This is a genomic window from Pedobacter endophyticus, from assembly GCF_015679185.1.
GTDB lineage: Bacteria > Bacteroidota > Bacteroidia > Sphingobacteriales > Sphingobacteriaceae > Pedobacter > Pedobacter endophyticus.
Genome location: NZ_CP064939.1, coordinates 1,131,809 through 1,149,252, shown reverse-complemented (window position 1 = coordinate 1,149,252; position 17,444 = coordinate 1,131,809). Strand labels below are relative to the sequence as shown.

General features: G+C 44.1%; 15 protein-coding genes. 10 read left to right on the top strand and 5 right to left on the bottom strand.

Going from position 1 to position 17,444, the window contains the following annotated elements:
- Positions 1 to 14 precede the first annotated feature (14 nt).
- The 3 genes from IZT61_RS04575 to IZT61_RS22385 all read left to right on the top strand — a co-directional run bounded on the left by IZT61_RS04575 (position 15) and on the right by IZT61_RS22385 (position 3,482).
- Complete coding sequence (locus IZT61_RS04575; protein ID WP_196100014.1) at positions 15 to 371, top strand: SGNH/GDSL hydrolase family protein; 357 nt, start codon at positions 15 to 17, stop codon at positions 369 to 371.
- On the top strand, positions 328 to 2,595 hold the full coding sequence (locus tag IZT61_RS04570) for a family 20 glycosylhydrolase (RefSeq protein ID WP_196100013.1): 2,268 nt from the start codon (positions 328 to 330) through the stop codon (positions 2,593 to 2,595). Before IZT61_RS04575 ends, IZT61_RS04570 begins: the two co-directional genes overlap by 44 nt.
- 536 nt (positions 2,596 to 3,131) lie before the next feature.
- The gene (locus IZT61_RS22385) at positions 3,132 to 3,482 is read left to right on the top strand and encodes a DUF5107 domain-containing protein (RefSeq protein ID WP_262895708.1); all 351 of its coding nucleotides are present in this window, start codon (positions 3,132 to 3,134) and stop codon (positions 3,480 to 3,482) included.
- Positions 3,483 to 4,215: 733 nt separating this feature from the next.
- Here IZT61_RS22385 and IZT61_RS04560 read toward each other — a convergent pair.
- Entirely contained in the window at positions 4,216 to 4,569 is a 354-nt protein-coding gene (locus IZT61_RS04560; RefSeq protein WP_196100012.1) for a helix-turn-helix domain-containing protein, read from the bottom strand.
- Between the two features lie 773 nt (positions 4,570 to 5,342).
- Between IZT61_RS04560 and IZT61_RS04555 the strand changes: the two genes are divergently transcribed.
- The 4 genes from IZT61_RS04555 to IZT61_RS04540 all read left to right on the top strand — a co-directional run bounded on the left by IZT61_RS04555 (position 5,343) and on the right by IZT61_RS04540 (position 11,089).
- Entirely contained in the window at positions 5,343 to 5,693 is a 351-nt protein-coding gene (locus IZT61_RS04555; protein WP_196100011.1) for a hypothetical protein, read from the top strand.
- A 135-nt stretch (positions 5,694 to 5,828) separates the two neighbouring features.
- Complete coding sequence (locus IZT61_RS04550; RefSeq protein WP_196100010.1) at positions 5,829 to 6,458, top strand: TlpA family protein disulfide reductase; 630 nt, start codon at positions 5,829 to 5,831, stop codon at positions 6,456 to 6,458.
- 22 nt (positions 6,459 to 6,480) lie between these two features.
- A complete protein-coding gene (locus IZT61_RS04545) occupies positions 6,481 to 9,711 on the top strand; it encodes a SusC/RagA family TonB-linked outer membrane protein (RefSeq protein WP_196100009.1) in 3,231 nt (1,076 codons plus the stop codon).
- A gap of 13 nt (positions 9,712 to 9,724) precedes the next feature.
- Entirely contained in the window at positions 9,725 to 11,089 is a 1,365-nt protein-coding gene (locus tag IZT61_RS04540; RefSeq protein WP_196100008.1) for a RagB/SusD family nutrient uptake outer membrane protein, read from the top strand.
- 61 nt (positions 11,090 to 11,150) lie between these two features.
- Here the strand turns inward: IZT61_RS04540 and IZT61_RS04535 are convergent, their stop codons facing one another.
- The 3 genes from IZT61_RS04535 to IZT61_RS04525 all read right to left on the bottom strand — a co-directional run bounded on the left by IZT61_RS04535 (position 11,151) and on the right by IZT61_RS04525 (position 12,830).
- Positions 11,151 to 11,540 carry a hypothetical protein gene (locus tag IZT61_RS04535; protein ID WP_196100007.1) on the bottom strand — a complete coding sequence of 130 codons (390 nt, stop codon included), beginning with the start codon at positions 11,538 to 11,540 and terminating at the stop codon, positions 11,151 to 11,153.
- Positions 11,541 to 11,712: 172 nt separating this feature from the next.
- Positions 11,713 to 12,147 (bottom strand): MauE/DoxX family redox-associated membrane protein, encoded by a 435-nt coding sequence (locus IZT61_RS04530; protein WP_196100006.1) that lies wholly within the window; start codon positions 12,145 to 12,147, stop codon positions 11,713 to 11,715.
- A 98-nt stretch (positions 12,148 to 12,245) separates the two neighbouring features.
- Positions 12,246 to 12,830, bottom strand: a complete 585-nt coding sequence (locus IZT61_RS04525; RefSeq protein WP_196100005.1) for a Crp/Fnr family transcriptional regulator — start codon at positions 12,828 to 12,830, stop codon at positions 12,246 to 12,248.
- 326 nt (positions 12,831 to 13,156) lie between these two features.
- Here IZT61_RS04525 and IZT61_RS04520 point away from each other — a divergent pair, with 326 nt between their 5' ends.
- A complete protein-coding gene (locus IZT61_RS04520) occupies positions 13,157 to 13,393 on the top strand; it encodes a hypothetical protein (protein WP_196100004.1) in 237 nt (78 codons plus the stop codon).
- A 3-nt stretch (positions 13,394 to 13,396) separates the two neighbouring features.
- Here IZT61_RS04520 and IZT61_RS04515 read toward each other — a convergent pair whose 3' ends face one another.
- Complete coding sequence (locus IZT61_RS04515) at positions 13,397 to 14,545, bottom strand: hypothetical protein (RefSeq protein WP_196100003.1); 1,149 nt, start codon at positions 14,543 to 14,545, stop codon at positions 13,397 to 13,399.
- Between the two features lie 521 nt (positions 14,546 to 15,066).
- On the opposite strand from IZT61_RS04515, the gene IZT61_RS04510 reads away from it, so the two are divergent.
- The gene (locus tag IZT61_RS04510) at positions 15,067 to 16,044 is read left to right on the top strand and encodes a toprim domain-containing protein (protein ID WP_230383847.1); all 978 of its coding nucleotides are present in this window, start codon (positions 15,067 to 15,069) and stop codon (positions 16,042 to 16,044) included.
- Positions 16,045 to 16,193: 149 nt separating this feature from the next.
- Positions 16,194 to 17,096 carry an RteC domain-containing protein gene (locus tag IZT61_RS04505; RefSeq protein WP_196100002.1) on the top strand — a complete coding sequence of 301 codons (903 nt, stop codon included), beginning with the start codon at positions 16,194 to 16,196 and terminating at the stop codon, positions 17,094 to 17,096.
- The last annotated feature ends 348 nt before the right edge of the window (positions 17,097 to 17,444 follow it).

Here is a 17,444-nt window from a genome sequence, read left to right as displayed (position 1 = left end):
TTGATGATAACAAAATGAAAACAACGCTAACCATTCTCTTTTTTATTGTTTTATCGCTCAGCGGATTTTCGCAGGTCGTTCTGCCATCTTATCCGGCAAGTGCTTTCCCAACTTACTATTGGCAACAAAAAAGTGAGTTCGAACTGCTGCCCGGCTATAAAAACCCGGTACTGTTTATCGGAGACAGTTTAACGGATGGCGGCGAATGGCCGGCACTTTTCGGAGACGCAAACCTATTGAATTTTGGTATTAGCGGAGAAACCACCGCAGGCATCATTAACCGCTTACCCGAAATAGCGAAACGCCGCCCGCAAAAAAATATTTTTGATGATTGGCATAAACGATCTTGCAAAGGGCCTCTCTGTCGATAGTATTTTTGCCAAGCTATCGCTGATCATCAAATATTTAAAACACGAAACTCCGGCTACAGCTATTTTTGTACAAAGCCTGCTTCCGGTAAACAACAACTTTAAAACATTTAGCGGGCATACTGCCAAAGCAGATCTGGTAAAAAAGTTAAATAGCATGCTGGCCAAAAATGCCACGTCAACATCTTATGTATTTATCAATCTGCATTCGTCTTTTACCGATGATAACGGCATGTTGAAAGGTGAATTTACCAATGATGGGCTCCATCTTACCGGGGCCGGATACGCTTTATGGAAGCACCTGATTTTTCCTTATGTAAAGGGCCTTGAACAAGAACCTTCTTTAATTCCGCGGCCAAAACAGGTGACCCGAGTGCAAGGTTTGTTCCCGCTTTATAAAGTAAAGTATATTTATTACAAAGCTGATTCTCTGCTGAATGAAGCCCTTGCACTCAAACAGATGCTGAGCAAGCTAGGAATAGTCGCTTCACTTACTACAAAGATGCAGGCCGATGCCTGGTACTCCATCAAGGTGGAAATCAATCGCTCAAAAACAGACATCAAAAAACCTGGCTCATATACCTTAAACGTAACCGGGCAAGATGTAGTGATTGGTGCGCAAGACAAGGTGGGTTTGTATTACGGCGTACAAACCTTAACCCAACTTGCACGCGATGGCTATTATGTAGATGCGGTAGACATTGAAGATTCGCCAGCATTTAAATGGCGGGGATACATGGTTGATGTTGGCCGTAACTATCAGTCGGTTGCGCTGCTTAAAACGCAGATTGATAAAATGGCGTTGTACAAGCTGAATATTTTTCATTTGCATTTAACAGAAGATATTGCCTGGCGCCTCGAAATAAAGCGATACCCGCAACTCACCCGGCCCGAGTTTATGGAAAGAAACAAAGGCATGTATTATACGCAGAGCGAAATGAGGGAACTGATAAACTATTGCAAAGAGCGCCATATACTTTTGGTGCCCGAAATTGATATACCTGGCCACAGTGCCGCATTTAAGCGGGCAATGAAAGTGGATATGCAAAGCGATTCGGGCCTTACAATCGTAAAAAATATTCTGGCTGAAATTTTCGAAACGTACGATATTCCCTATATTCATATTGGGGCCGATGAGGTTAAAATTACCCAAAAGAACTTTCTTTCCGCTATTTCTGCTTTTCTTAAGTCTTTAAACAAAAAGGTTATTGGCTGGGAACCGGGAGGCAATTTCGATCAATCTACTATACGCCAGCTATGGATGGACGATGCCCCGGTAACATCCAGTAAAACGAACATACAATACATCGATTCTCGTCACCTGTACCTAAACCACATGGACCCGCTGGAAAGCGTAGTTACTATTTTTAACAGACAGCTTGCCGGTGCGGATTCAGGTAACCAGCAGGCGTTAGGCGCAACGCTCTGCCTTTGGCCCGACAGGGCGGTGGCGGAGCAAATAGATCTGATCAAAATGAATGGCGTTTATCCTGCAATTCTTGCTTTTGCCGAGCGGAGCTGGGTGGGTAACGGATACAAGCCGTGGGTAGCTAATATTGATTTGAACGGTCATGAAGCACTGAAAAGTTTTAAAGATTTTGAAGCCCGACTAATGGATCATAAAAAAGAATTTTTTAAAGAACTTCCTTTTCCTTATTCAAAACAAACTGAATTAAAGTGGGCTTTGTATGGTCCTTATAATAATAGTGGGAATCTCGCTCAAAAATTTGATCCTGAACTTGATCATTTTGATTTAAATAGTGAAGTTTCTCAAAATACAATTGGAGGAACAATTATTTTCAGGCACTGGTGGGCCCCAAAAATACAGGGTGTTTTAAAAGATCCAAAAGAAAATACGACCTGGTACGCAAGTCGCAAAATATGGTCTGAGAAGGATACGGTAAAAAGTTTTTGGATTGGTTTTAACAATTTTTCAAGATCGCAGGCAACTGATTCACCACCATTAGGTCAATGGGATAATCATCATTCTCAAATTTTGATTAATGGGGAGATCATCCCTCCTCCTAACTGGCTTCACGCCGGGCAACAGGGGGGGCTTGAGATTCCTCTTTCAGATGAAGGTTATGAATATCGGAAACCGACAACCGTTCACATTCGCAAAGGATGGAACACTGTAGTTGTTAAAGCCCCTATCGGGAAATTCGCAGGCAAAAACTGGAATAATCCTGAAAAATGGATGTTCACCTTCACGGAAGTGGATGAGTGAGGTATAGTGACATTTTAAGATATTAAAATCAGGTTGTGGATTGGAGATTATTCCAAAAGTGGCCACTTGTTTTCTGCAAAATGGCCACTGTTTCGCTTAAAAGTGGTCGCTTGGCTCATTTTAACTGGCCCCAGCATCACCGCCCTTCCACTTTCGATGCCGTTGACTCTACATTGAGGAAAACGAAGATGGCAGCGCAACAGTTTGGTGCAACGAAGTAGAAAGATGTTCAGAACAAAGGGAACGATCGGGTTTACCCTTTATCCTGATAAAAACTACCTTGAAATTAAAGGCCCATTATACAACAGAACACCATTTCCACAAACTTTTTTATGGTGGGCAAATCCGGCGGTAAAGGCTAATGATGACTATCAGTCTGTTTTTCCACCTGACGTGAACGCTGTTTTTGATCATGGCAAACGTGATGTTTTCTTCTTTCTCGATTGCAAAGGGAACTTATTACAAAGTAGATTATTCGCCGGGTACCGATATTCTCGCTATAAAAATATTCCCGTTCCAACGTCTTATCTGGCGGTTTGTTCCAAATACAATTTTGTAGTGGGTACGAAAACGACAGTAAAGGCGGTTTGTTGCATGTTGACAACCATCATATCTCTCCGGGCAAAAATCAATGGACCTGGGGCAACGGGGATTTCGGGCAGGCTTGGGATCGGAACCTCACCGACGAAGATGGTCCCTATATTGAACTTATGTGCGGGGTGTATACCGACAATCATCCCGATTTTTCGTGGATAATGCCAGGCGAATACAAGGATTTTGTGCAATATTATATGCCTTACCGCAATTTGGGTGTTGTAGAAAATGCTTCTAAAAACGCAATGGTAAACGTAGAGCAGATTGATAAGAAATTGATCGTTAAAGTTTAGATCACAGGCATTTACCCCATACAAAAATTGTACTTAAAAATGGCGATCGTGAACTATTAGCCGATACCTACAATGCGTCGCCAACACTTTCTTACTGCAAGGAAATTGATTGTGACGGAGACCCCAATCAATTGCTGATTAGTATTACCGATGAAAAAGGGAATGTATTGATTGATTGGGAATGGGAAAGTGAAAATGAAAACGAAATTCCCGAACCTATTCGGATTCTGACAAGATCGAAAGCGCCATCGCTAATCTACAAAATAAGATTTCTTTTGGTCTTTCAATGTTAATCAAGCCCTTATATCACATTAAATATCCTGAAAGCATGTTTCCCGGTTTATAGAAATGGGAGCTTTCCGTCCAGTAACCCATAAGACGATTGAATTGAGCATTCCGCGAGAAACTGTAATTTATATCAGGACAAACTATGAAATACAAGACGGTTTAGAAAGGGATCAGGTCTTAAACAAAGTAAAAGAAATTAAATCTTCATTGTCCTATTGGCACCAGCTTCAGCTGAACCTAATTAGTCCTTTTTTGTTGGACCACATAACACGTTCCTTAGTTGCCACTGGAACAAACATTGCAAAGGCAGAAATAAATGAAGAAAGTGTTATTATTTTTCTTTTTGGTTAGCGGGGAGTTTGTTTTTATAAGCCTATCTCTCAACTCCCCCAAACAAACTTCCTATTTCTTCTTCACTTTGATTGATCTTAGATTTACTTCCCTTTTATATCTCTCTAATCTGAATTATTTTTTCCAAAAATTGTTTACTTTCACTACCGTCTTTATTAACCTTCGGGATTTTTTCGTAAGTTATTTCAATCATATCATATTCCTGAATCCCTTTCGGGATTAATCCTATAACTGATTTCATCTTTAGCGCTTTAGCAATCAAATTCAAATGCCTGATGCTGTATTTATCTGGTTGTCCTAAAGCCTCAACTTTTCCAACAAAACTTTTACTAAGCTTCATTTCTTCACTTAGATCTCTTTGAGAAAGACCTTCTTGTTCCCTTAGTTGTTTTACTTTAAGAATAATCTTGTAATCCAACTCAGATATGATTGCTGAATATTTTTTCATAAAATTGCTCCGACCTTTTGGAGCGTTGTTTTATTTTACTATATTTGTTATCAGTTATTTATAGCGACAAATAGAGTTAGGGTAAACCTGGCTTTAACGATGTCACTCATGCTAGAAAACCGTCAAACTTTCCACATGAGATGATCGTGAGTTCGCCGTATCTATTGAGTTTTGCTATCTTCGTGATATCTTATATTCAATAGGGCGGACTTCATGTTAGTCTTTTGTGGACTCAGATCTCGGTCTGAGCGGTTCTTGACGGTACCACTAGCAAAAGCATTGGAGTCCGCCTTATTGGTTCCTTATCAATCTGGTTTCAGTTTGCTTTTTGAGTCCGCATCGTTTTACATAAAAGTTAACCGTTTATGAAAACGAAAAAATTACGCGCCATCAATTGTTATCATTTCAAGGAAGTGATAAAGGATTATTCCCTACAACTATTATTAAAGAACGTAATTTGTTCTCCATCGTAATGCGCGCTGGAATTACAGGTATAAAATAGCCCAATAAAAAACAGGAGGTTGGTGTGAGAGAGCGCACTTATTCCCGGTGGGTTAGTTTAGCCTGGTGCCAGCCCTTTATTGCATTTTAGGCAAGGGTGCTACAATGGTTATTCGCATTCCCAAGGTAAGTATCTTTTTTCTAATTCGCAATTCGGTTTGCCGTATCTGCCTGTTTTTAGGCGGAGGGGCTGGTTTTTGTCTTTATTTATGGAATAGGGTGAGTACTCTTTTTTCGATCCCAATTCATTTTACCCTAACTAACCCTTTACCATGATAACCAATAATCACTACCTGCCGCATTTTTTTCTCTGCTGGGCTTTTTTGTATAGCCCGGTTGCGGAATTGAGCGTGTGGCATACAGGTGGTAGTGGGCAGGAACAGGTTGCGGTGGAGAAGCCTTTGGCTGACCAGATATTGCAGCATTCAGATGGCGAGAAACCTGTGCCTGATGATTTTACCTGTTTCTGGACGGTTTACGGCAATGTGGTCTGGGATTTTATTGGTAACCTCAGTTTTATTGTCCCGTTTTATTTAACAGTTGAAGAGGAGTTGGCCATGGAGGTAAGTAGCTGTTATCCCTTTAATCGGCTGTATGCCTTAAAACCGAAGAATCCCGTATAGAGTTTGGCAATGCGGGGGGACTTTTTAATGGGTTCTTTAATGATGCAACAGTAATCCGGTCCCCTTGCATTGTATTTAGTCTCTGTTTTTTTAGAGAGACCGGGAATTTTTAATCAACTTAAACCAACCTTTTTTATGAACCAAACAACGATTTCTATCGTCAGGGGATTTTTCTGCTCCAAATTTTGTGATGGAATTTTTAAGATATTGATATTTTTTTTGCTGGTTCCGGCCCTTTCCGCAAATAGGGCTGCAGCACAGGAACCTGACCAGGCCATTGGGCTTTCCGTTGGCCAGGCTCTTCCTGATTCTCTGTTTCATGCAGAACTTAAGTTACTTGGCGCCCGAGTAGGCACTTCTTTGAGACTGGCAGATTTTAAGGGTAAGCCTTTGATACTGGACTTCTGGGCGAGCTGGTGTGGGAGCTGTATCAAGAGCCTGCCGCATGTGGACAGCCTATTGAAGGTAAATGGGCAGGAGTTAAGGATTGTGCTGGTGAATTCATCTGCCCGTGACCGTGGTGAGGGAAAGTTAGCTCTGTTTGTCAGTTCCTTTTTGAAGGATCACGAGGGGTTTTCGGTTCCTTTTGTAGCGCAGCCCGAGCTTTTTTCTGAGTATTTTAAAATCCGCAGGCTACCTTGTTATGTATGGGTCGGCAGTGATGGTAGGATAAAGGCTGTTAGCGGATACGGTACGCTGAATCAGCAGAATGTGCGCCGTTTTTTAGACGGTGAGCAGGTTGTGATCGGAAAGGAGGGGATGTGATATGGGCGGTTTAAAATCTAATATGCATACATTTAAATGGAACCTTTTGCTGATGATCTCAGCTGTTCTGATATTGTTGTTTTCGGTATTATCTGCTTTCTCCCAGGATAGAACGGGAATTAAAATTTCGGGTAAAGCCAGGGCAATGGGAGGGGAAGCGGTTACCTTGAGCGTCACGGGGGCAAAAGGCGGGCGTTCACAAACAGATCAGGATGGAAGGTTTAATATTTCTCTTTCCATGCTGCCTGACACATTGACATTTTCTGCGGTAGGATATAAGACTCTGCGGCTAGTGGTAAGTTCTTTAGATCAGTTGATTAATGTGGAGCTATCTTCCGCTGCGGTTAATTTGGGAGATGTGCGGGTAAATACAGGCTACCAGCTGCTGCGGCCGAATGAAACCAACGGGGCTGTGGCGGTGATCAATAGTGATCAGTTGAACGCAAGGGGCGGCTCAAACCTGCTGGATAGGCTGGTTGGCCAGAGCTCGGGTTTGCTGCTGAATATCGGGAAGACCAACCCCAACAATCCACAGAACAAAACCAATATTTCCATCCGCGGACTGGGGACCATTAACGGACCGCTTGATCCGCTCATTGTGCTGGACGGGTTTATCTATGATAGCGATATCTCAAACCTCAATCCACTGGATATTGAAAACGTATCGATATTAAAGGATGCTTCGGCTGCTTCGATCTGGGGCGCAAGGGCGGGGAATGGGGTAATTGTCATTACCACTAAAAAAGGAAAGTTTAATCAAAGGTATGAGACTTCCTTTTCTTCGAGTGTATTCGTCTCTGCTGTCCCTGATCTTTTCAGGTCTCCGCAGATGAGCAGCTCAGATTATATTGAGGTGGAGCGCACGATGTTCAATAATGGTTTTTTTGATGCCCGAATCAGCAGCACGCCTTTTGCCGCGCTGAGCCCGGCAATTGAGCTTTTACTGGCTAAAGGAAATGGAACAATTTCTAATCAGTCGGCTGAGGATGCGCTGAACAAGCTGAAAGGTATTGACGCCAGGGAGTCTTATCTTAATGAGTTTTACACCCACGCGCTGACCCAGCAATATGGGCTGAATTTGAAAGGAGGTGACAGTAAGCATGCTTTCGGCCTATCAGTAAGTTATGATAAATCATTGGGCGAAACCCATGCATCATCGGACAAGATCAATATCAGTTTGTCTAACGATTTTAAGCTCACGGGTAGGCTTTCATTGAGTTCAAAAGTTTATTTTACCCATAACAAGACTGCTTCGGGTAGGCCTGCCTTCGGTTCGGTCTCTGTTGGCGGAAGTATCCTCCCTTATCTTTCCTTTCGGGACGCGGAGGGGAATGCTTTACCGGTAGCAACCGCCTACAGGAGCGCCTATACCGATACCGCTGGCCAGGGTAAGCTGCTGGACTGGAAATTTTATCCGGCTGAAGATTATCTGCACCGGAAAAACAACGCTACCCAGCAGGAAATCTTTGCCACGGTGGCTTTAAAGTACCGCCTGCTAACGGGACTCAACCTGGATTTGAGTTATCAGTACCAGCGGCAGCGGTCTGATCTAGCAGCCTTGTCTGATGAGCAGAGTTATTTTGCCCGTGACCTGGTGAATAGTTTTACGCAGATTAACCGGGCTACGGAGGTCATCCGTTATGTTATTCCCAAGGGAGGGATACTCAACAGCAGTGAGGGCGTGCTTTCTTCATCAACGGCGAGGGCGCAGCTTAACCTAAACCGCTCTTTCGGTGCGCATCAGGTAAATGCCATTCTGGGCGGGGAGGCGAAGGGATCTGATGCCTCCTCATCATCTTTGACCAGGTTTGGGTATACCCAGGATCCGCTGACCTTTGTAAATGTGGATGTTGTAAACAGCTATCCGAACTTTTTAAGGGGTACCTCGTCGATCATCGGCTCCGGACAATCGGTGTCCGCAACGCAATACCGGTTTTTAAGCTTTTATGCCAATGCGGCCTATACTTATCATAACCTGTACACGCTTTCAGCAAGTGCAAGAAAAGACGGGTCGAATATTTTTGGGGCAAATACCAACGACAGGTGGAAGCCACTCTGGTCTGCGGGACTGGGTTGGCTGATTTCGGGGGAGGGGTTTTATAAGAGTATCGTCCTTCCGGAGCTCAGGCTTAAGGCAACTTTTGGATACAGCGGCAATGTTGACCTGACAAAAACAGCTTTGCCTATTGCCACCTACAATACCAGTCCGATTACCGGCTTGCGTACTTCCAGAATTTCAAGCATCAACAATCCGGACTTGAAATGGGAACAGCTTTCGCAGCTTAGCCTGGGTGCTGACTTTGCTTTTAAGGATAAAAGGGTGTCAGGCTCGGTTTCCTATTTCGTAAAAAAAGGTACTGACCTTTATGGTCCGGCCGCTTATGATTATACCGGGTGGGGAAGGAGTGAAACGCTGGTCAGGAACGTAGCGGATATGCGGGGTCGGGGTGCCGAGGTTGAGCTGCATTCCAAAAACCTGAAGTTGGGTGATTTTAACTGGAACACCGATGCTTATTTTACTTACAGTGTAGCTAAAACGGTTAAGTATTCTAATGCCGCCTCTGCGGGGCTTGGCCAGCTACTGAACCCGGGAACAAGGATTACGCCCATCGAAGGTAAGCCCTTATATGCCATAGGGGGGCTGGCGTGGGCAGGGCTTGATGAGGAGGGCAATCCGCTGGGCTATCTGAACGGCCAGGTGAGTAAGGATTACGCTGCGATATTTTCGGCTGCCAACCGAAGCGGGGAGGGTATTGTTTATTACGGCTCGGCAAGTCCGGTACATTTTGGTTCCCTTATTAATACCTTTATATTCCGGAATATAGCTTTATCGGTCAATATCAGCTACAAGCTTGGCTACTATGCCATGAAGCCTACCATTAGCTATTCCGGACTGGTCAACAATGGCATCGGTCACAGTGATTATGCGCTGCGGTGGAAGGAGCCGGGGGATGAATCGCTGACGACTATACCTTCATTCATTTATCCGGTTGATCAGAACAGGGATGCGTTTTATGCTTCTTCGGAGGTAAATATTTTCGGGGCGGATAATATCAGGCTCGATTATATTAATCTCTCTTACAAACCAAACTGGGTGAAGGTGAAAAAGGTATTTCGCAGCCTGGAAGTTTTTACAGCTATTCAAAACGCAGGTATCCTCTGGCGGGCGAACAGCTTTGGTATCGATCCTGATTATTCGTCTAATATCCCACCCTCGCGGGCCTACCTTTTTGGCTTAAAAGGAAGTTTTTAATTCAGTATAGCTTATGAAAAATTCAATTATTTATCTCTTCATCGCTCTGACTGCGGCCATGATGTTTTCCTGCAAGAAATACCTGGATGTAAAATCTGATGCGAAAATCGTGACGCCCAGTAGCCTGGACGATATTCAGGCTTTGCTGGACGATTCCCCGATCATGAATACCCGTACCACGCCGGGTTTCTCGGAAACCTCTGCTGATGACTATTTTCTGCCGCCTGCTAGCTACAATGCGCAGGCGGTTAACGGGCAGCGCTTTTATCAGTGGCTGCCTGTGGATGTGAGGTATGGCAATGACTGGAATTATGCTTACCAGGCGATATACAATTGCAATATTGCGCTGGAACTTTTAGATAAAATTAAAAGGACAACTGTTAACGCTGCCTCCTGGGACAACGTCAAAGGCGCTGCGCTTTTTTTCAGGTCTTTTTATTTTCTGCTGCTCAGTGCAGATTATGCCAGGGTTTATAATGAGGCCACTGCCGACTCTGATCCTGGGATTTTGCTAAGGACATCTTCAGATTTTAACTTAAAAGAAAAGCGGGCCACCGTTAGGGAATGCTACCAGCGTATTACCGCTGACTTAGAAATGTCCTCTGGACTATTGCCTGATTTTGCGGTACATCCCATGAGGCCGTCCAGGGCTGCAGCATGTGCACTTCTTGCGCGGGCTTATCTCTATATGGGCAATTATGAGGCTGGATTGAAGTGGAGCACTCAATCCCTGCAAATCAATGGTAAGCTGATGGATTACAACAATGATCCCGGTGTGTTGAGCTTGGCTGCAAATGTCACTTTCCGAAAATATAATTCCGAAACGCTATTTTATGCAGAAATGTCCCCGCCCTTCAACATACACGCAACAAGCAGGGCAAGGATCGATTCAGTGCTCTATGCATCTTATCGGGCGAATGATCTTCGCAAAACCGCATACTTTAAAACGGTCAGTGGTTATCAGCAATATAAGGGCAGCTATGCGGAAAGTGCTTCGATCTTCTTTTCCGGAATCGCCAATGACGAGGTTTACCTGACCCGGGCAGAATGCAATGCCTTTCTGGGTAATCTGTCGCCGGCGATGGCGGACCTGAATGCGCTTGTAAAATCCCGGTGGAAGAGTGGCGTAGCCTTTGTTCCCCTTACCGCATCAGACCGCGCGGATGCACTGGCAAAGATCCGGCTGGAACGGCGAAAGTCGCTGCTGATGCGGGGGCTGAGGTGGATAGATCTCAAACGTTACAATAGGGAGGGTGGAAACATTTTGATATCGAGGACGATTGATGGGAAAATCGTTAGCCTCCAGCCAAATGCATCTTATTACGCGCTGCCGATTCCGGTTGATATTATTGAACAGGCGGGCATTGAGCAGAATTAGAAAGAAAAGTAGGGAAGGCCAATATAGCCACCCTGCTTTTCTTAAATGGTATTAACTAATTTTATGGTTGATCTGAATTCTCAATACTCATAAAATCATCTGCAGAACCTGTAATGTAAGCTGTGTTTGTACTTGGATCCAGCGCGGCGGTGAGGCTGGCCGTCGATTTCAGCGTAGGGGTGGCGCTTAAATCGACATAATCCTCATCTATTCGAATGGTGCAGGCTTTTTGTTCTCCTGAACAGCCTTCACTATCCGGAGCGTAGGCCCAATGGCCTGGATCGGTGACATTCGCCACACTGAAGGGGTCGCTTCCGCTATACGTGTAGTTAAACGTGTACTGAACTCTTTTATTTGCAGATGTGTTTGCGCCTTTAAATGCACTACTTACTATTGTAAGGCCGAACCCCAATACGAGGGCTACAAGGCCTAAGTTTACTTGTTTTAACATGGTGTTTGCTGCTTTGTTTCGCGAAAAAGCAACTGAAAAATTTTAGTTTTGCTAACTGAACTTTTCGCCCTATGTGTTTCAGTCTAGGTTATTGGCATTTTTATGGGCAGCCTGCTTTAGGTTAGCCGGCTACGGGAACCTGGTCCCGGTGCAGGCGGTTCTGGTCACAAGGTCACGGCTGACTCCTTTCTTTTTTTAAGGTGAGCAATAAATAAAGCACTAGGAAAAGCAAGATCATATTCACCAACAGGTGCCCTTTCCAGCTTAGCGCAGTAATGATACCGCCACAGGTACAGGGAGCGGTGCGGTAGTATCCCAATATGACCAGGGCGAGGTAAGCGGTAAAGACGGTCAGCAGCATCAGCGAGAGATAAAGACCCAATACTCTGGTTTTTTGAAAAGCAATAGTTACCGCAGCGATAAGCTCTACTGTAGGAACGGCCATCGAGACTGGCAGGGATAGCTGTTCGCCCAGGATACTGGTAAGCTGTCTAGTAAATTCGGTATATCCCAGGATTTTTGACAGCCCGGTAGAACTCCATAGCATGATCAGCAGTATTGCGCTGGCCTTTGGAATGTGGTTTTGATGTATTGCGGTGGCTTTCATAACTGAAATTTGATATGAAGTTCCGAACACCTTTTGGTTTGGCTACTACCTTTAAGTCACATAATTAGGACTAAAGTCGTTTTTGGGGGTGACAAATGTTACCATTTTGCATTTTTGCCCCTTAAACGACTTAGTGTTTTTGGATCGATCCCTAAAAACGATGCAATTTTTTTCTGTTCGCAGAGTAGGGCAATCTTTTGGTAGTCTTTTAAAAACTGGTTATAGCGCTCGTCTGCATTGAGCTGGTTCTGCCTGAGCTGGTGCAAAAGCATTTTTCGCATGAGCGCTGCGCTGAGTTTGATCTGGATCTGATGGAATTCCCTGAAAAGCTTATAAAGGTTGTGGATATGTTTATCGGGGATAAGCTGCAAGATGCAATCTTCTAAGAATTCCAGAGCCAGCCGCGTGCCGGGATATATTTTCATATTCCGTTCAATGAGCGGGAAATCCCCTTCCAGATAGAACATGATGGTGATTTCCTCTTTGCTGTCTTCCTGTTCAAGGTAAAGCCTGGCGCTGCCTTTATACAGGAAGCTCAATGTATTTAGCTCGCTCATGTAAAGATATATCCGGTCTTTTGCGAGGAATTTTTCTTCTTCGAGTACATACCTGATGTATGCGGCGAGTCCTACCGATATAGCCGGATCAGTGCCCATCTGCTGTAAAAATTTTTCTTTGTCCATATTGTTTTTATCTCAAAGAAAGCGCCTTTTTTCAGCTTGTCAAGTGGCAGAAGCCGCAACCCGGGGCCACCCTTGATTGTCCAGATTTTTAATCCGGAAATTAACTGATAAATCGGTTATATTTGCGCTATTATGTAAAACAAGAGAAAAAATAGTAGTAAGATATAGTAGCAATAGCTATTTGACTGTTTCAGAAATCCGCAACACTTCTAACAACACAGGAAAAATAGATTGGTTGCCTACGACATGCGTGGGTGCCTTTCTGTCTTGTGTTGTGGGGCGTTGCGGCCCTCTGAAGCAGGCGTTAGGTCAACCCGCGCTTTTTTATGGAGGAAAATCTGCAACAACCCAATTATATTATTTTATCTGTTCCCTTAAGTGAGCTGCCGGTTACTGAGACTTTTCTGCTCAGGAGCAAATTGATGGGCTTTTCCAGTCTGGGCGAGATTGTTCGCACTGATCTTAAGGTTGTATCCGGCTTTGAGGATTACAGCGAACGCTGGTACTTTGAACTCATCAGCCTTTTGGAGCGCAACGGGCTCATCCACCTGATCTCAGCTTAAGCGCTATAGGTCATCCTGTGCCCGGGCAAGCATCTGGGAGAGTTTCGTGATGACCTTACTCACATTATTCGGTAATCTGGAATAGCTGGCATTCTTAAAGCTTTTTTCTGAAATCTTATCAGTCTCCTGAGTGCTATAATGTCCGATCACATACTGGTGTATTCTTTTTGGTTTCTCTTCGAGTATGATACCGCATTCCACCTGGAGATGGATAAAGTAGGCCAGCTCTTTCACGCTGAAGGAAACCCTGAAGTTTTCATTGAGCTGACCGTGTCCGGCTAGCTCGCCGCCGATTTTTTCCAGGCTCTGAAGGTGGGCGATTTCTGCCTCAACAAAGTTTAGTAGTGAGCTTTTGATGCCGGGAAGTGTTGAATGGAAAGGCACCCCTCTCCATAAAACCAATTGCTGTAACCTTTTTTTGATCCAGTACAATTCACCGTAGCTTTCCATCATGTCCTTGCAGTCATCACGTTTTTTTATGATTTCCATGCAGCAATAGCTATAGAATGCCGGGGAGTTGAAACCGAATTCAATCATCATGTTCGTCCATCGATGTATTTTATCATCGCTTGCATCTATAATCCCGGTCATGGCTGCTATGAGGTCTTCGAGGAATTCCAGGTGAAACAGTCCTGCCTTCATTGATTTGAGGCTGTTGTAACTGACGGCTGTGTTTAGTATGGATAGTAGTTCTTTTTCTTCTGCTGTTGAGGCCGGGGGGCGAAGCCTGTTGAGTTTTTGATTTAACTGTGCCGCCCCTTTGTGAAGATAATCCAGTGGGGCGGGATATAGGCTATCAAATTCATCAGGAAAAAACTTCTTTATCTCCCCGATGAGCTGTATGAGCTCATCTGAAAATTTTTTGAGGAACTGTTGGCTTAGCTGTGAAGGGGCCACTTGTGATGAGTTTAGGTCTTCGATTTCTTTCCATATGCTGTTTGCCAGCATGTATAATGATCTTTGGTAACGCGAGATCAGTAACCCGCTATTATGCTCTGCAAACGGTACATGGAAAGATTGGATTTGACCATGGATCTGGTTGGTTGTTATTTTTAACGCTTCAAGAATTTCGTTTGCTTTTCCTACACTCAGGTCGGCTAGCGGAGCAACAGATTGGTAAAGGCGATAAATATTTCCAAGTTCATCTTCCATATTCAAGGGTTGCGCTGTATTTAAATAAGCGCGTTTTTTTTAAACTGACCAAATTTATTATGCAAAACAGGGTTTGACTTACGCAAAACCTCGCATGACCGTGACGAAAGATAAACCTGACCATGTTTCTGGTCTTAGCTTATCATGCTTTCTGCGTGCTTTATTTTCACTCCCTCGGGGTTGCGGTTTATCGCAACCCTATGGCCACTTGACCGGATGCTTTTTAAGCTGAAAATTTGTATTGCGTTCGTCTTGTAGGTGAGCATGAGCTGGAGGAGGTGTATTAGTATTTGGCATCGCGGATGGGATGAGTAGGGATAGCTATGGAAAATTATACTTAACATCATTCTCGGGTTAGATGAGCTCCGGTTTTTTCGGGGACACTTTATTGATAGTGTCAAGGCTTATCATCTGGCTTTAAGATTTTTGGAATGTGGCTTTGCAAGTGCTGGGCTGTTAATAGTGCTGAGGGGTCTTTGCCGGTTGGCATTTTGAAACCAATGCTTAAATTCTAAACAATAATGATGATGTCTGCTTTTTTAAATGTAAATGAGATCAAGGAGAAAGTCTCGCTGCTGGAGTTGTTAAAGAACCTGGGTTTCACCCCGCAGAAGGTCTCCGGTGGCGAACATTTTTTTCTGAGTATGTTGCGCGAGGAATATACGGCTTCTTTATGCGTCAATGATGAACTAGGGGTATGGTTTGATCATGGCGGACCTGGAGTGTCCGGAATCAGGAGCGGTAGCGTAATTGATTTTGGGCTTGCCTATTGGTATCCTTCAGGGTTTCCTGAAGTCCTGCATAAAATTGTAGAATATGCGCAGGTTGATTTAGCTGGCGCAGTCAATATCGCCTCGCACCGGGTTGATCACCGCAGGCCAACAAAGATTCCCCGTTATTCGGTCGAGCGGATGGAAGAACTGGGGACAAATGCGGCGATAAGCGCTTATCTGGACAGCAGGGGGATTGGGAGGGTTGCGAAGGGACATCTTTATGAGCTTTACTATGCTGTCCTGGATGGTAAAAACAAGCAACGCAACTTTTTTGCTGCGGGCTGGCCCAATGAGAATGGGGGATGGGAGGTGAGGAATAAATATTTCAAAGGATGCCTTGGGCATAAAGGAGTAAGTTTTTTGGAGGGGTCGGCCAAAAGACTCTGCGTGTTCGAAGGATATTTTGATTTTTTGAGCTGGAGGGTGGAGCACGCGAAAGATCCTGCATCGATCCTGGTCTTAAATTCGCTCTCTCTGTTACAGACCGCCAAAGCAAGGGCAGCTAAGTTTGATGTTGTGGAATTATATTTTGACCATGACAAGGCGGGCAGGGCGGCAACGTGTGAATTTGTAGCCGAGGTTGAACTGAGCCGGGACTGTTCGTGGGTTTATTCCGGTTTTAAGGATTATAACGAGAAGTTGGTAGCCAGCTTGAATGCCCAGCATAAAATAGCGTCAGCTTTAAGTTCCTGCAGCAATAATTTAGGGCTCCCGTTTGAACGGTAATTGGTGAGCGAGACATTGATGGATATTGGCATAGCGCTATTGACAGCAATGGCGATATCTACCTATCGCTAAAACATGCCTTACTGAACATGTTAAAAAAGGGGATTGACCTAGGTCAATGGTTGGATTGATAATCAAATATGTTATTTATGGATACTGAATTTTTTGATCACTTGTATGCTACACTTGAAGATGAATTAATCGCGCTGGGGAATGACGCTGCATTTTATCCGGCTCGGCTGGCTGTAATTTCAAAAGGGCTGAAGGAATTGAGGGAGCGCGCCATTACTGATGGCTTTATTACGGACCGGGATGAGGTGATGTTTTTCAAGTTCGTTAAGCCGCGGTTCTATATGCTTTACATTTATGAAGTAGAACGCTTTAATCTGATTTCGGCTATACCTCGCGGGACAGATGATCTGGTCAAGGATTATTACCTCGCTGAGCTTGCTTTTATTAAGCGTGTTTATTCGCAGCATCGTTTTTTGTATGATTATTATCAGCGGGAAGAAGAGGCTATGGATGATGCTTTTTTTCTTCGCCAGAATTTAGATGTCCTGTCGCCGGATGTTGCGGGAGCTGGCATAATTGCTGTTTTTGATGATGGTTTCTCTACAAATCAGGATTATAATTTTGCCAGATTCAGGGCGCTTGAAAAACTGGAGGACTACATTATAGAACGGATCGGGCTGATCTACATCCGGCCTGAAATGAGTCTTCCACCTGATGTATTGTTGTTGCGGCGAAAACTTCAATGGACGGATGAAAAGATCAAGCTGGTGGAACTTGCTTACGGGATTTTTCTTTCCGGTGCTGTAAACAACGGAAAGCTGGAGATCGCCGATGTGGTACATTGGCTGGAGCAAAGCTTAAACGTAGATCTGGGCGTGGCATATCGCAAATTTATCTCCATTGGAAGAAGGAAGAATGTGAGCTACACCAAGTATCTGGATGAAATGAGCGCAAAGATTGTCGCTTATATTTCCGAAAAAAACAGTTATGTTCCAGCGTCTTTCAGGTTCAAAGATAAGCATTCCTCTAATGCCCATTGATTGGGCGGGTTCAAAGGACAGGTAAGTTTGAAAATTCGATGGTCGTATTTCTGAAAATGGTTTTTCTATTCGCTATCAGTCAACTCTTTTAGAATTGAATTGACCAGATGAATTTATGATGCTGTCTTTTATTCGCCTATTTTTTACCAATGGCTGATTCTTCCGGCGTTTTCAGTGTTCAATGGGCCCTGTCGGGTAGATCACCTCTTTCGCTTTCCTTACAGCTCACAGGTCCTTATCAATGTTTTGAATAGGTTTATAACAAAATGGCGGATGGGAAATAATTATTCAGAGATTGATATGTCTTCCAATTGGGGCAATAGCCCGTTCCCGGATTTTGCATCACAA